General features: G+C 65.8%; 8 protein-coding genes and 1 tRNA gene. 1 reads left to right on the plus strand and 8 read right to left on the minus strand.

Annotated elements, in window-relative coordinates:
- Positions 1-5 precede the first annotated feature (5 nt).
- The 3 genes from GQ651_RS09095 to GQ651_RS09105 all read right to left on the minus strand — a co-directional run bounded on the left by GQ651_RS09095 (position 6) and on the right by GQ651_RS09105 (position 3,226).
- Positions 6-1,115, minus strand: a complete 1,110-nt coding sequence (locus GQ651_RS09095) for a hypothetical protein (protein WP_160763843.1) — start codon at positions 1,113-1,115, stop codon at positions 6-8.
- A 69-nt stretch (positions 1,116-1,184) separates the two neighbouring features.
- Positions 1,185-2,549, minus strand: coding sequence for a TolC family outer membrane protein (locus GQ651_RS09100; protein ID WP_160763844.1), 1,365 nt, complete (start codon positions 2,547-2,549; stop codon positions 1,185-1,187).
- A 23-nt stretch (positions 2,550-2,572) separates the two neighbouring features.
- Positions 2,573-3,226 (minus strand): protein-L-isoaspartate O-methyltransferase family protein, encoded by a 654-nt coding sequence (locus GQ651_RS09105; RefSeq protein WP_160763845.1) that lies wholly within the window; start codon positions 3,224-3,226, stop codon positions 2,573-2,575.
- 117 nt (positions 3,227-3,343) lie between these two features.
- Between GQ651_RS09105 and GQ651_RS09110 the strand changes: the two genes are divergently transcribed.
- A tRNA-Cys gene (locus GQ651_RS09110) sits at positions 3,344-3,417 on the plus strand.
- Between the two features lie 64 nt (positions 3,418-3,481).
- Here the strand turns inward: GQ651_RS09110 and GQ651_RS09115 are convergent.
- From GQ651_RS09115 to GQ651_RS09135, 5 genes are read right to left on the minus strand one after another with little or no spacing between them, the layout of a single operon-like run.
- Positions 3,482-4,792: an HlyD family type I secretion periplasmic adaptor subunit gene (locus GQ651_RS09115; protein ID WP_160763846.1), complete on the minus strand. Its 1,311-nt coding sequence runs from the start codon at positions 4,790-4,792 to the stop codon at positions 3,482-3,484.
- Between the two features lie 3 nt (positions 4,793-4,795).
- Positions 4,796-6,937: a type I secretion system permease/ATPase gene (locus GQ651_RS09120; protein WP_319637374.1), complete on the minus strand. Its 2,142-nt coding sequence runs from the start codon at positions 6,935-6,937 to the stop codon at positions 4,796-4,798.
- On the minus strand, positions 6,934-8,238 hold the full coding sequence (locus GQ651_RS09125; protein ID WP_160763847.1) for a TolC family protein: 1,305 nt from the start codon (positions 8,236-8,238) through the stop codon (positions 6,934-6,936). Before GQ651_RS09125 ends, GQ651_RS09120 begins: the two co-directional genes overlap by 4 nt.
- Positions 8,235-8,963, minus strand: coding sequence for a SapC family protein (locus GQ651_RS09130; RefSeq protein WP_160763848.1), 729 nt, complete (start codon positions 8,961-8,963; stop codon positions 8,235-8,237). The genes GQ651_RS09125 and GQ651_RS09130 overlap by 4 nt, the downstream gene beginning before the upstream one ends.
- A 46-nt stretch (positions 8,964-9,009) precedes the next feature.
- Positions 9,010-15,543 carry a beta strand repeat-containing protein gene (locus GQ651_RS09135; RefSeq protein WP_160763849.1) on the minus strand — a complete coding sequence of 2,178 codons (6,534 nt, stop codon included), beginning with the start codon at positions 15,541-15,543 and terminating at the stop codon, positions 9,010-9,012.
- Positions 15,544-15,724: the final 181 nt, after the last annotated feature.

The following is a 15,724-nucleotide window of genomic DNA, read 5'->3' on the forward strand; positions in this document are numbered from 1 at the left end:
TGAAGTTATTCGAGATCGCGAACCGACAGCGCGCGGTTGATTTCCTGCCGGACCAGCTTGCGGACATTGCGTGTGATGCGCTCGCCCAACTCGCCCTGCAGTTCGTCGCGGATCATGCGAGAGATCAAAGGACGAAGCTGTTCTTCCGAAAGTGGCGCCGCAGCCGGCAAATCATCCAGCGCCTGAGCGCGATCCTCGCGGCTTTGCGCCTCCGGAGCCTCTTCCGGCCCTTCCTCGGGCGCGAGGGCAACCTCGGCTTCAAGCTCTTCGACCATGGCTTCGGCTTCGACATGATCGGCTTCGTCGTCGAAGGCGAGGTCCATGTCGGCCTCTGCCTCGACGTCCGCCTCGGGCTCATCTTCCGCCACGGCCACGGCTTCGTCTTCCATCGGGGCAACGGCTGGTGCAGCGCGGACAGCCTCGGCCAGCGCGGCCTCGAAGTCACGGTCTTCCTGAAGCGCCGCTTCGGCCATCTCAGCCACGACAGCGGCCACATCCCGCGCTATGGCGTCTGCAAACGGATCTTGTGCGAAGCGTTGTGCGCTCACCGGCTCGGCCGGGGCGGACGCACTCTCTGCGGATTCGGGTTCCGGAGCAGCGGCCTCGCTTTCGACGGGCGCAGCGGGTTCGGGTTCAACCGGCTGCGTATCCTCCACATCGACGCCTTCATGCCGGAAAGACGCTTCAGCAGTCGCAGCTTCGTCGCCTTCATCTTCGGCCTCGCCCTCATTCGCAGGGCCGGTTTCGATCAACGCAATCTCGCTCAAGCGCAGCGGGCGACGCTGTTCCTGCTCGGTCAGCGGCCGCGAAGGACGAAACACAATGCGGTCGGGCTGATGAACCGTCTGATCCTCTGACCCGTCCGGCTCCCACTCGCTTTCCTGATGATCGACGGCGGCCTCAAGCTCCGCAATGCGCTCTTCCAGCGTCTTCGACGAAGGCGCGGCCTCGGCCCGTGGCGGAGCCGTCTGGACACGCAAGTCCTTGGTCAGCACAAGAGCCCCCGGCCCGTCGGGCAGGCGGCTTCGCTGATTGCGCGGCAACTCGCTCGATACCAAGCGCCTGACCGAGGAAAGCATATCCTCGACGTTCTGACCCGAAACGGATTTCGACATGCTTCTACGACTCCTGCCCCCGGCCGAAAGCGTACCCCCGACCCCGCAGCGACACAACAGGGTGCCGGTCTACTCTTTGCCGAGTGCGCGCATTACGCGGTCCAGACGCTGACCCTGCTTGCTGGGTGTGCTGAACGGCGCGTCCTTGACCGAATTGTAATAGGCTGCCGGATCGTAGATCGGCACGTTCAGCCCAAGATTGGTCGCGGTCAGACGCCCGGTCGCATCCAGAATCTGATAGGCGGCGAGGATACGATCCACCTCGGACGAGACGAGATTCGTCCGCGCGTCCAGAAGCTCCTGCTCCTGGTCCAAGACTTCGAGTGTCGTGCGCGCGCCAAGCTGAAGCTCTTCCCGCACGCCTTCCAAGGCCAGTTCCGCCGCCCGCACCTGGCGCTGCGACGCGTCGATCGAGGCCACCGCGACCGCAAGGTTGGCATAAGCGTTGCCGACCTGCTGATCGACAAGAAGACCGGTCGTATAAAGCTGCGCCCGGACCTGATCACGCTGCGCCTGCGCCCTGCGCTCGCGCGACGAGACGGCACCGCCCTGATAGATCGGTCCGCCAAGCGTAAGGCCCAGCCGGGTCTGGTCGTCGCCCTCGTCATTGATCGAGAGACCGCCCGACGCGGTCAGCGACGGACGCCGTCCGAGCTTGGCCTGCTCGACAATCAACTCGGTCGCCCGCACCTGATGCTGAACCTGCCGGATCTGGGGGTTCTCTTTCCGGGCGATATCCCGCGCGGCACCTTCCGAGCCCGGAACGGCCGGCGCGCGCGCGGCGGCAAGGCTGCCCGGATAATCACCGACGATGGCTTTGTACTGCTCTTGCGCGCGCGCCAGACCGCCCTGCTCGGCAGCGAGGCCCGACCGTGCGGCGGCAAGACGCGCTTCGGCCAGCGACACGTCGGTGCGCGTCACCTCGCCCACCTCGAACCTGTCGCGTGTGGCGCGAAGCTGCTCTGTCAGGAGCCGCACGTTATTCTCGCGAAGCCCGACAAACGCCTCTGACCGACGTACGGCCAGATAGGCCGTGACCGCGTTCAAGAGAACGGTGTTCTCCACGTCGACCAGTGCCTGACGCGTGGCCAGTACGGTTTCCTTGGCCGCGTCGATCCCAAGCTGGGACCGACCGAAATCGTAAAGCAGCATGTCGGCATTCAGGCCGAGCGACCCGGTCAGCTCATCCCCTATCGTGGGGTTCGTGTAGTTCACCGACCCGGCCCATGTGATCGCCGGACGCAGCGCGGCGACCGCCTGCGCGACATCTTCATCCGCTGCACGAAGAACGGCACGGTTCTGCTCGATCAGACCGCTGTTGCGATAGGTCTTTGTCAGCGCGTCCGCCAGCGTCTCCGCCACGGCGGCCCCTGCGCCCCCAAAAGACAGTGCCGCGACGCAGGCCAGTGCCGTCCAACCGAATTTTCGTCCCATTGATCCCGTTCCCTAGACAGGCGTCAGAATACGAAATCCCGCGCGCGTACAAATCCTTCCAGAACCGGGGCTTCCGCGTTGAACGCGTAGCGCCAGCTGATGGCACCGTCGATATGGTGCCCAACGCGCACCGTTCCCAGATGCCCGTCGTTGAAAATCGCGACCACGCGGCCGCCGTCTTTCAATTGTTGCAATATGGTCTCTGGCACCTCTTCAACGCCGCCTTCGACCATGATCACGTCATATGGCCCGTGCTTGGCAGCCCCTTCGGAAAGAGACCCCTCGATCACGGCGACATTATCGGCCCCGGTCTCGCCCAGAACGCGCTCGGCCTCCGAGGCGAGGCTGCCGTCCTCTTCGACTGCGATGACCGCCTCGGCAAGCCGCGCCATGACGGCGGACGAATAGCCAAGCCCGCAGCCGATATCGAGCACCAGATCGTCCGGTTCGATATCCGCAGTTTCGAGCATCTTCGCGAAAACACGCGGATCAAGCACCACGCGCCCGCCCGAGAGTGGCAGATGCTCGCCCACATAGGCGGTCTCTCTCAGATGATCGGGCACGAACCGCTCACGCGGAACGGTGAGCATCGCGTCGATGATCGGGAACTTCGTGACATCCGACGGCCGGACCTGCGTGTCGACCATGATGCGGCGGCGAACGGCGAAATCGCTCATTAGCTAAACTCATTCGTTCAGAACTGTCTTTTCGGTTGAACCACATTCGAACAATGCGGGCAAGTGACCTGAGACGCTTGCAGCGCCGCCGCCCTTCAGCTAAGAGCACCCGGCGCCGGCGAGTTGGCGGAGTGGTTACGCAGCGGATTGCAAATCCGTGTACACCGGTTCGATTCCGGTACTCGCCTCCAGCGCTCATCCCTCAGGCGTGCATATTGCCTCTTTACAGGTCTCTCGGATGCGGAGCGTTTATACTCACTCCCGGAGCGCCGTCTCCTTCACCCGCACGATGGGCTCGGTCAAGTAGCCGAGGACGGTGCGTTTGCCAGACAGGATGTCCACCGTGGCGACCATGCCGGGCAGAATGTCAACGTCAGCGCCCTCGGCATCCGTCAGTGTCCCGAGCGTGCGAATCTCGACGGCGAACGCGCGTTCGTCGCGGTCGGGGCGGGTGACGGCGTCGGCGCCGACGCGCAAGATCGTGCCGTCGATGCTGCCGTAGCGGGAGGGGTCATAGGCGCTGAGCGACACGCGCACATCCTGACCCGGACGCACGAAGGCCACATCCTCGGGCGCGAGATAGGCTTCCACCAGAAGTTCGTCTCCGAGCGGCACGACCTCGACCAGCGGCTCGCCAGGGCGCGCAAGCGCACCAATCGTCGTCAGCATGATCCGGTTGACCACGCCTCGCGCCGGGGCCCGCAGAACGGATCGGTCGACGCGCGCCTCGAGCGCGGGCAGCATCACGCGCACCTCGGCCAGTTCCGCTTCCGCCTGAGCAAGCTGATCCAGCGCATCGGCCCGCGCGCCTGAACGGGCGGCCACCACGCGATCGGCGATTTCTTCCACAGCCGCCTTTGCGCCGGCAAGCGCGGCACGGGCTTCGGACAGGCGCCCGACGGCCTCGGCCTCGCGCCCCAGAAGTCCGATAAGGGTGGTGCGCGGCTCGATATTTTCTTCGACAAGCGGGCGCATTACGGCGATGTCCTCGCGGATCAGCGCCAGCGTGTCCTCCGACGTGCGCACCCGCGTCTCAGCTTCGATCACAGCCTGCTCGCGCTGGCGACCCTGTCGTTCCAGAACCGCGATCTCATCCGCAAGGGCGGATTGCCGAGCCTCGAAAAGCGACAGTTCCGAGGCGACCAGCGCAGGACTGTCAGCGGCCAGCATCGGGTCTGGGACGAACCGCGCGCCGGCGACCTCGGCAGTCAGCCGCGCGATCCTGAGACGAAGCGAGGCGACCCGTCGCTCGGCCTGGGTCAGCTCTCCCTCCAATTGCCGGCCATCCAGCGTCACCAGAGCGGCGCCGGCGTCGACAATATCGCCTTCGCGGACGTGGATCTCGGCGATGACGGCCGCTTCCGAGGATTGTACGACCTGCACTTCGCCGCTCGGGACGACGCGGCCATCCGCGCGCGTCACGGAGTCGAGCTCCGTCATCGCCGCCCAGACCGCCGTGGCGCCGAGGAAGGCAAGGATAAGCAGCAGGAGTAGCGACGCCTTGAGCGGGTTCCCTCCGCGCATCTGACGCGCCATATCGCGGGCGGCTTTGACATGAGGCGCCATTTCTCAGCCTCCCTGCCCGGCAACCGATCCGACGACGCTATCCTTCGGCCCGTCCGCGACGATCTTGCCCTGTCCCAGCACGATGACGCGGTCGACAAGCTCAAGCAGGCTGGGCCGATGCGTCACCACGATCAGCGTCCGGCCCGCCAGATGCTCTTTCAGGCGCGCGATTACGGCCTTTTCGGTCATCACGTCCATGGCTGACGTCGGCTCGTCCAGAAGAAGGACCGGTGGCCGTCCCAGAAGCGCACGGGCCAGGGCCACAGACTGCCTCTGGCCGCCGGACAGGCCTTCGCCCCGCTCGCCGATCATCAGATCATAACCGTCCGCGCGCGTGGCCGCGAAGTCTTCGACACCTGCGACGCGCGCGGCCTCCAGCACTTCGGCGTCGCCCGCATGGGGCATCCCGAGGGTGATGTTCTCGCGAAGCGTGCCCGAAAACAGCCACGCGTCCTGCAGCACCGAACCGATATTGCGCCTCAGATCGCCGGGGTCGATCTGACGGATGTCGGTTCCATCGACGCGGACGGCCCCGGAAGCTGGCTGATAGAGCCCCAGCATAAGCCGGGCCAAAGTGCTCTTGCCCGACCCTATGGGGCCGAGAATGGCGACCTTCTCACCCGCCGCGATGTCGAGGCTCACGTCCTCAAGGCTGCCTTCTGATGCGCCGGGATAGCTGAAACTGACCTTGTGAATGCTGACGCGCCCCGCGACCAGGTCTCGTGCGAGATAGCGTTTTCCGTCCGGGCGCTCGGTCTCGGACTGCATCATCCGCTCGATGGCGCGATAGGCCGTGCGGGTCTGACTGATGCGGGTCAGCGTCTGAGCGATCTGCGCAAGCGGCGTCAGAGCGCGCCCTGTCAGGATCACGCTGGCGATCAGCGCGCCCATCGAAAGCGATCCTTCGACAATCAGGAAGACACCGAAGAACACGATTGCGATCTGCGAGACCTGCTGGACGAAGGCCGTCGCATTCAACGCAAGCTGGCTGATCGCGCGCGACCGGACGCCATGCTCGGCCTGCGCGGCAAGGGCGCGGTCCCAGCGGGTCTTCATGCGGGCCTCGCCACGGGACGCCTTGATCGTCTCCAGCCCCGACAGCGCCTCGACGAGAACGCTTTGCTTCGACTGCCCGTCCGCAAAGCTCCGCTCGGCCAGACGCGCAAGGAACGGCTGGGTGACCAGCGCCACGATTAGGACCGTGGGGATTGCAACGGCAGGCACCAGCGCCAGCGGTCCGCCAATCAGATAGATGACCCCGACGAAGAGCAGGATGAACGGAAGGTCCACGATGGCGACCAGCGAGGCCGAGGTGAAGAAATCCCGGATCATCTCGAATTCGCGCAAGGACGCCGCGGTTGCCCCCGTCGAACCCGAACGTGCCGCCAGCCGGATCGACAGCACCCGCTCGAAGATGGCCCGCCCCATGGACAGGTCTGCCCGTTGTCCGGCGCGGTCGATGAACCCGGCGCGGAGGCTTCGGATCGCGAAATCGAAACCAAGTGCGATGCCGACGCCGATGGTCAGCGCGACGAGGCTTTCCATCGCCTCGTTCGGCAGGACCCGGTCATAGACGACCATGATGAAGATCGATGTGGTCAGGCCGAGGATGTTCGCCACCGCTGCGGCCAGCGCGACCTGCACATAGCTCCATTTATTCGCAGCCAGCGCCGAGCGGAACCAGTGTCCGCGTTGAACCGTCTCCCCCCCTGCACCCGCACGCGGACGCAGCAGGATCGCCTGTCCCGCATAGGCGGCGGTCACGTCGGCATCTGCCAGATAGGTCCGCGACCCGGCCCCAAGCCGGGGATCGTGAACAGCCCATCCCGCGCCCTGCCGCTCTTCCAGTACCAGCGCTCCGGATCGCGTCAGAAGAACCGCCGGCAAAACCGCCCGATCCAGTTCGGACAGGGAAAGCGGCCCGACAGCCACCTCGAACCCCGCGCTGTCGGCGGCGCGAAGGGCGCCGGCAAGCCCACCATCCCGGTCATCGGGTCGACGCGCCTCCTCGAAACGGCTCTGTGGGATCGGATGGCCCAAGACGGCCGAGGCATGGGCCAGTGCATGCTCGATCGGACCGCTGTCGCCGCGCCGTTCCTCCTGCGCTTTCGGGTCGCCCGAATTGATGCGGATCGTCTCGTTCACTCTGCCTCTTCCTCCAAGGACAGCCCGATAACGTCCAGCAACTCGCCTGCCAAGGCCAGACGCTCGTAGCCGGCCAGCCGTTGTGCGGCGGCAATCTCGGCGCTTCGGCTTGCGGCGCGGTCCAGTTCGCGGCCAAGGTCCAAGAGATCGAGACTGTCGACCCGCCCGGCATCGAAGCCGCGCTCGGCATCGGCCAGCGCCGCCGCCGCCGTCTCCGCCGCCTCTCGCGCGGCAGAAAGTTCGCGGCCAAGGCTCGCCTGTCGCGCCGCCGCCGAGGAGAGCGCCCGGCCGATGTCGCTTTGCAGAAGGGCCTGCTCGGCTTCAAGTCGGGCAACCTCGGCCTCTGCGGCCTCGACCGCGGCCTGCCGCTGGCCGCTGGTCCCGAGCGCGTAGTCGAGGCGAAGCGCCGCGCCCACGTCCGGGTCGTCGCGGGCGTCAAGACCGCCGATGAGATCGAGAAAGACTGTGGGCGCGCGTTCGGCACGCCGCGCCCTGACATCGGCGCGAGCGGCAGCCAATTGCACGTTAATGGATTGCAGCGCGGCGCTGGCCTCTCCGCCAAAGACCGGGGCCGGTGCAGCGGGCAATGGCCCGGGAGCGGGGACGGTGCCGAACAGCTCGCGTGCGCGCGCCTCGGCCTCGGCCAGACGCCCCTCGCTCGCGGCCAGACCCGCACGGGCATCTGCCTGCCTAGATGTGGCGCGCAGAGCGTCGGCCATGCGCCCCGCGCCGGCTGACAGGCGGCGCTCGATCCGAAGGGCCAGCGCATCGGTGCGGCTGACAGCCTCGCGTGCGATGTCACGCAAACGGCGTGCGGTATGCAGCTCTTCCCAGGCCTCGATGGACAGAAGCACCCGCTCGGTCACCGAGAGCGCCGTTTCCGCCCCCGCACGCTCGGCGCGCAGGCTGGCCGCCTCGATCCTGAGACGCGCAGCGCTGCCGTCATAGAGGCGCTGACTGACCCGCACGCTCGGTGCGACATCATCCGTCGTGCCCAGCCCGCGCCCGGCGGTCAGGCCGAGACTGACGGTCGGGCGGAGTGCCGAGCGCGCTTCGGCCACGCGGGCGACAGCGCTCGCCTCGCCCGCGCGCCCCGCCATCAGCGTCGGGCCATTTTCGACGGCCTGCCTAACGGCAACGGCAAAGGGACGCCCGGCGAAGATGGGCTCGCGCTGATAACTTGTCCGGACGCTCGTGGTATCGGCTTCGTGCGCGTCGCCTTCAACTGCAGGCGTTGCGGGCTCTTCGGCACACCCCGCCAGCAGAAAGGCGGCTACCAGGAGCGGACCGGCGGCCCTCATGACATTTCTTCCCGCAGCGCCCGGAGGAACGCGTCGCCCTCGGCATTCGCTTCGCGCGCGGGCGCGGGTCTCGCTGGGGGAACGGCCGCGCCGATCAGCGCCTGCGACAGCTCGACCATATGCGCCAGCCTGAGCGCCCCGGTCTCATGCATCTGGGCCAGCCGGACCCCGCCCAGCGCCGCCAAGGCGTCGGCATCCGGTGCGAAAAGCGTCGTCTCGCCTTCGCGCCAGGGCTGAAGAAGCCGCGCCTTGAACAGCGCCGTCGCCGCCTGCTCGGCCTGTCTCATGCTCTTCTGCCAACCCGCAAGCGCGGACAGGTGTTCCCGCGTGGCATCACTCAGGTCGCCCTTGCCGTCGAACAGAGGGACCACCGGACCGCCCGGCGCCGAAAGGACCGTCTCGTCCACGAAAACCGCGTCACGCTCGCCGGTGCGCACCGACTGGAACGGCCCCTGTCTGAGCGCGAACGGCACGATCCGGGGTCGCCAGCCGCCTGACGCATCCAGAAGCGGCGTGTTCCCGCCCTGCAACGCGCCCACAGGCACCACCGGCGCCGCCCGACCGCGCACCATGCGGATCGCAAGTGGAAAGCGGACCGCGAAATCCGGCAGCTCGTCCATGCTGACAGGCACCGAAGCCGTCCCATCAAGAGACAGGCCGGACACCGTCGGTGTCCAGCCCAATGTGCCGTGCGCGGCCTGTGATAGAGGTGCCAATCGCGTCATGTCAGTGTCTTGGTCCGGCACGCAGAAAGCGCGCCGGACCCTAGCGTCAGACCTCCGGCAGGAACAACTCGATATCCGTCGTGTTCAGGTTGAAATCAGGCAGATCGAGGTAGTTGAGGTTGTCGACACGGAGGAAGCTGTCGGTCGAGACGTTCCCGGCGCCGTCGAAAGCCAGGCTCCAGACGAAAAGCCCGCTGTCATCGGCGGTGACCGCAATGATTGACTTGTCGACCAGCCCAGTAATCCGCGCCTCGGCCATGGCGATGACATCGGCATCCTCGGCGCCCACGAGACCTTCGAAAATGACGATACCGGTGTCCGCAGCAAGGCTGACATTGGTTTCGCCCTCGCCAATCCGCTCGACCGCCGTTCCCTGATAGTTCGGGAATTGCGCGAAGACCTGGATCACATCGCCATCTGCACCCAGATCGAAGCCCTGCACGATGTCGAAACCGGACGTGAACTGGCTGTCAGTCATCACCACGAACTGCGCGCCCGAGCCGTCCACACCGTCGACTTTCTGGAACCCGTCGAAGCGCGGGTCCAGCGGCTGTTCGAGCTCGTCGAACTCGACGAGGTTCCACCCGAACCCGTAGAAGTCAGAGCCATCAACGCCCGAGACATCCAGCGTGACAAGCTCCAGCGGACCCGACCCGTCGCCGGCGGCGTTGAACGAGCCGGCGTCGATATCCACCGAGAAACGAGCATAATTGAAACCCTCGGCGGTGGTATCACCAACGGGCTCGGTGCCATTGCTTGTGTATGTACCGAAACCCGCAACCCCGGTTGGGCTAGCGGAACCCGTCCAGAAAACGTCGAAGGCGAAGTTCGGAACCGTTCCAGTATTGGCCACGAAATTCAGGAAGACATCCCGGTCGATCGAGATCGTCACCTGACCGCCGGTCACCGTGATGTTGATCGCGCTTTCGTCGCCGATGGTGTTGCCGAGCGCCATGAAGTCGTTGTCCTGACCGGTGCCGCTGTCACCGCCGCCATCGATGAACTCGAGGATGCCGCCATCCGCCACCATGACATCGGTCTGCTGGGCGGTCCCTGTCGTCGTCAGCGTCAGGAAGCCGCCGCCGTTGTAGTCATAGGACACGGTGCGGGCGTGACCCTCGGGCGAGTTGAAGCCCTGCAGATCGATCCGCAGATACTCTCCCGTGAATGGGTCGGTCACGATGGACTGCTCGATCGGGAATTCATCCAGCCTTCCGCTTCCATCGACATAGGCCGAGATATCCACCTCGCGGGATTCGACGGTACCGTCCGAAGGATTGATCCGCACCAGATAGGCTTCGGACGTGATCAGAGTGTCCTGATCCTCGCGGAAGAACAGAACCACCGGCGCACTGTCGCCATCAGACAGATCGAGCGGCAGGAAAACGTCGTTCGAGGCCAGCGCTCCCCCCGCATAGTCCGGGTCGATATCGGTCAGGGCGATGTCGAAACTCACGACACCGGCCGCCGATGTATCGAAGTTGTCAGCCGTTCCGAAGTCCGGCAGCGCCGCGGCGATGGAGCCCGACGGCACGCGGTAGAGCGTGTAGAGCGGGCTCTCGCCCTGCGTCACCGGCGTCGGGAGCGTCCCCGAGATATTGGCCTGAAGCACGTAAAGCGCATCGTCCCGAATGAAGAGCTGCGAACTCAGGGCCGGAACATCCGTGCTGGCTCCGCCGTCGAAGGCATAAAGCTCGACCGGCGTGGCGCTGACACCGTCATAGGCGACGGCCACCTGATAGTCGAAGCCCTCGGGCGGACCGGTCACGTCGACGATGATAAGGCCCAGGTCGTTCAGCAGGATTTCACCATCGCGAAGATCGACCGACACTTCGCCCGTCACCGCATCCGCCACAGCCGCGATCGGATCGACGGCGGTGGTGCCGATGTTGAAGACAGTGCTTCCATCGGCGTTGATCTCGGAGTTGATCAAGAGAGCAAGTGTCAGCGTCTCGCCGGCGGCGCTAAAGGTGATGGTTCCGGCCTCTGTCATTCCATCGAAGGAAATCAGATCGGCGTCGGGGATCGACACGACGAAATCGCCATTCGCATCCGTCAGGAACGGCCCGTAGGTTTCGTCGAATGGGCCCGTTGAGGACACGCCGGTCAGGCGCACCGTGACCTCGGTTCCGGCAGGCACATTCGAGACGTTGCCACCGCCCTCGGGGTCTTCCGTCGGATCGAGAAGCGGGCCGAAATCGATGGCGTCGTAGATTACAAGGTCGCCTTCCTGCTCGCCACCCTCAAGGGTAAAGGTCACGACACCGTCCGGCACCGCATCGATGGTCAGGTCCGCGGAAGCAACGGTCGAGGCGTTGCCCGCATCGTCGATCACGACCGCCGAGATCGAATAGACCGCGTCTGCCGCACCTGTCAGGTCGAGCGCCCCGGTGGTCCAGTTGCCCGACCCGTCGGCCACGACATCGATATCAGTGTCGAAGAGCGTCGAGGACAGGCGCACCGTCGCCCCCGCCTCGGCCCCGCTGCCAGAGATTGTGACTGCGCCGATCTCGGTTCCGTCGATCACCGTGTCGACGAGCGAAATCACAGGTGCGGCGGGCGCGGTCAGATCGGCGGTGACACTCAGGTTGCCCGCAGCCGAGACATTACCCGCCGCGTCGGTCTGGGTCGCCGAGATCGCGGTGCTGCCATCGCTCAATAGCCCGTCCAGCGAAATCGTGGCGCTGCCGGTGCCGTCCGTGGTGACCGTCTGCTCGACGCCGCCGATGGTCACGGTCGTCTCGGTATTGGCCTCGCCCGAGATCTCAAGCGTGGCGCCTGCTTCCTCGTCGATATTGACGACCGTGTCGCCACCCGCACCGGTCAGCTTCAGAACCGGGGCGGCAGGAGCCGTCGCGTCGATCTCGATCGGCGTGCTCGTGGTGACCGGGGTCACGCCGTCGGTGGCCGTCGCCTCGATCGTGTAGCTGCCATCCGGAACCGAAAGCGAAACCTGTGCAATCCAGCTTCCGTTGTCGGTATTGAGCGTCGCCGTGGCAACCTCGCCGATCTGCGTGTCGCCCTGCATGACCCGCACGCTGACACTTGTCGCGTCCGTGGACGTGCCGGTCACCGTGACGGGCGACGCGATCTCATCCGCGTTCGCCACGCCACCGATGGTCAGCGCGTCGATCCCGATCGTGGGCGCGTTCGGCACCACCGAGAAGTTCACCGGCGCCGATCCGGTCGAGACATTGCCGTACTCATCTGTCGCCTCTGACGTCGCGATATAGTCGCCGTCCGCCAGCACGGTAAGTTCGATGGACCACACCCCGCCAGATACCGTGTCGGTGCCTTGCGACGCCCCGTCGATGAACAGCTCGACCATGTCGCCGTTCGTTCCCGTACCGGTGACGAAGACCGCCGCCGCCGCCTCATCGGCGGTGATGACGTTGTCGCCGGTGATTGCGTCGATTGTCGGTGCGTCCGGCGCGGTCAGGTCGGCGGTGACACTCGCCTCGCCAGCAGCAGAGACGTTCCCGGCCGCGTCCGCCTGGGTCGCGCTGATGGCAGTGACACCATCTGCCAGAAGGCCGTCGAGCGACACCGTCGCCTCGCCGTTCGCATCCGTCGTGACCACCTGCTGAGCGCCGCCGATGGTGACGGCAATATCCGTGTCGGGCTCGGCGGTGATGGACAGGGTCGCAGCCGCCTCTTCGGTGATGTTGACGACCGAATCCACGCCGGCGCCGTCCACCACCAGAACCGGCGCCGCAGGGGCGGTCCGGTCAAGCGTCAGCGACGCCGCTGCATTGTCGGTCGCCTCAAGTGTACCGTCGGTCGCGATGATCCGGACCGTGTAGGCGCCATCGTCCAGCGACGTCAGGGACAGGGTGTCGGCCCAATTGCCGCTTCCGTCGGGCGTGGCGCTGCCCGACAGAACGACCGTGCCGCCGCCATCGACGATTTCGATGGTCACGCCGGTCGCCCCCTGAACCGAGCCGGTCAGTTCCAGTGCGGCGGCCTCCGCCGCGTTCACCACGGCATCAACGCTCGTCGCGCCGATGACCGGAGGATCGACATTGACCGTAGTGCTCGCGAAGCCCTGGGGAGATTCGTTGCCGCCCGCATCCCGCGCGATGGCTGTGATCGTGTCGGTGCCGTCTTCGGCCGCCACCAGGATCGACCAGTCTCCGTTCGCGTCAGCGGTGATGTCGGGTTGGACCACGCCGTCGATGGTGACGATGACCGTCGAATTCACTTCGGCAAAGCCGTTCACGGTGTAGAACCCGTCGACCACGTCGTCGGGCCCGATGGTCGGCGGCACGAAGATGAGCGGAGCGGCTGGCGCACCGCGGTCGATCAGCACCGGCTCGGGGGCCGCTTCGGTCTCGTTACCGGCGGCGTCGATGGCAATGGCCACCACGTCGTAAGAGCCATCCGGCACAGTGGTCAGCGTCGAGACAAAGCCCCATGTGCCGTCCCCCTGCACCTGCGTCGTGCCTAGCTGGATCGCGTCCTGCCCGTCCTGCCGCAACTCGACACGGACGAATTCGCCCGCCGTGCCGGTACCGGCACCCCGGAAGCCGCTGCCGATGGTACCGTCAGTCACGACGTCGTCGAACGAGCCCACGGGCGCATCCGGCGCAATCGTATCTACTCTGAAACTGACGTTCAGGTTGCCGCTGGCGACGTTTCCAACGCTGTCACGGACAAGCGTATTCAACTGGTTCAGCCCCTCGATGAGGTCACCAAGCGGCCCGCCATCAAGCGAGACGGTGACTAAGCCGTCCTGATCCGCGATCACGACGACCTCGGGGCCGCCGTTCAGGGTGATCGTGACCTCTGCACCCGGTTCGGTCTGTCCGACGAACTCGCCACCCACGATTTCGGCCGCGTTGATGAAAGCATCATCGCCATTGGGCAGGGACACAAGCGTCAGCGGCTCGGGGGGTGCACCGTCGACAGTATACGTCGGCGCACCGATGGCGGCACCCGAAGTGATACCGCCCGACGTTGCCGTAATGACCGGTGTGACGTCGCCCTCGGTTCCGAAAGATACGTAGGCCAGGTTGCTGATCGTGAAGCTCCAGTCGCCATTGGCGTCGGTTTGCGCAGTCCCGGTGGCGTTGCCGACCTGGTAGTCGATTGTCGAGAAGGCGCGCGCGGTGCCTTCGATCGTGATCGCGTTGGCCGGACCGCCATTGCCGATCACATCGGTATCCGGCGTGAAACTGGTGATCTCGGGGCGGAGCGGCACCACGTTGTCGTAGAGAGTCGTGTCGTCATTCGCGTCGCTGAGCGCGGAGGTGCCATCGCTATCCCCGACACTTTGCGTGACGGCATCGGTCAGGGTGCCCTGCACAACGGTCTGCGACGTCTCGATCCCCGCGAGGTCCGTCGCCGCGTCGATTTCCGCCGCCGCGCCGACCAGAGCCTCAGCCAGATCGGCGCTCGTCACCTCAATCGTGTCGCCCGCGGCGGCGAGCGCGGCTTCGATTGCACTCGGATCGTCGAATGGATCGCCCCCTACGCCATCGGTCAGGTCCTCTGCCAGAACGGCCAGAACCGCATCCACCGCGCCTTCCGGATCACTCGGGGCCGCAGCCGAGACAAGGTTGATCACCGCCGCAATCTTGGCAGCCGCCTGCAGTTGCGACAGGTCACCCGCTTCGGCCAGAGCCGAGGGGTCGTCGTTCAGAAGATCGCCGGAAAGGCCGAGCGATGTGGCAAGGTTCGCAGCCGCCTGCTCCGGGGTCAGAGTGCCAGAGGTATCGGCCTCGATGATCGCCTGCACGACCGTGGTCAGTGGCGTCACCACGCTCGATCCCGCCGGCGCCTTGAGCGTCCCGGTGAAGGCCTCACCGGTCGAGATGTCGATGCCGCCCACCGCCACGAGAGGCACGTCATCGGCGAAGAGCGACGAGTCGAAGCTGCCGTCCGCCGCCGTGGTTGTCGTGGTCTCGCCCGTGTCGAAAACGCCGTTGTTGTTCGCATCGCCGAAGACCTGCGCGCCGGACAGATAGCCGTCGACAACATAGGCCAGGTCAGGCTCGGGCGCGGGGTCGCCACCGCCGCTGTCCCCACCGCCGCCGCCCCCGCCCGCAAGCGCGCCAAGCGCCACGCCGCCCGCAAGGATGCCGCTCATGCCACTGCCCGCACCGCCCTCTGCGATGGCGGCAGCCGCGATCTGGTCGGCGGTGCCCGCAGTGACGATGATCTCGCCATTTTCACCGACGAGAAAGGTGCCTTCACCCAGGGTCAGCGTCTGGCCATTTTCCAGCGTAACGATCAGGTCGCCGTTCTCGTCGATGCGCGTCGCCACAACGCCGTCCACCGTCGACAGGTCCACCCGGTCCGCATCCTGCGCCTGAGCCATGCCCGCCAGAGGCAGGACGAGCGTCAGCGTTCCCAGACCCGCAGCCGCCCGGCGCATGTTCTTCCTTGCCCAGTCGCGGAGGAAACGCGCGCGCAGATCCCCCTGCCGGGGCACATAGACACGCCGGTCGGCGACGCCCGCGAGCGCCGCAGTGTCCTCGGTCAGGAAGACTCCGTTCAGAACCGTTCCGCGATCGAGGGCGACCCGCACCTCGCCCTTGCCGAACGTGAAGGTGGTGGAGGCATGTCTGTTGTCGAGCATTTGTTACTTCCCGTATTGGCCCCGGCATCCCGTCCGGGGAATTGTCGTTTCGTCACAACTTGGCGTTGCGTTTGCCTGACCGGGCCAGCGACCCGGTTTGAAAATTGCCGTTCCTTTGAAAACACACCGCGCGGCCCGTCAGGTCACGGCACACGGGTGTGGCGCGACACTGAAAAGACTT

This window comes from Kangsaoukella pontilimi (genome assembly GCF_009830125.1).
Lineage (GTDB): Bacteria > Pseudomonadota > Alphaproteobacteria > Rhodobacterales > Rhodobacteraceae > Kangsaoukella > Kangsaoukella pontilimi.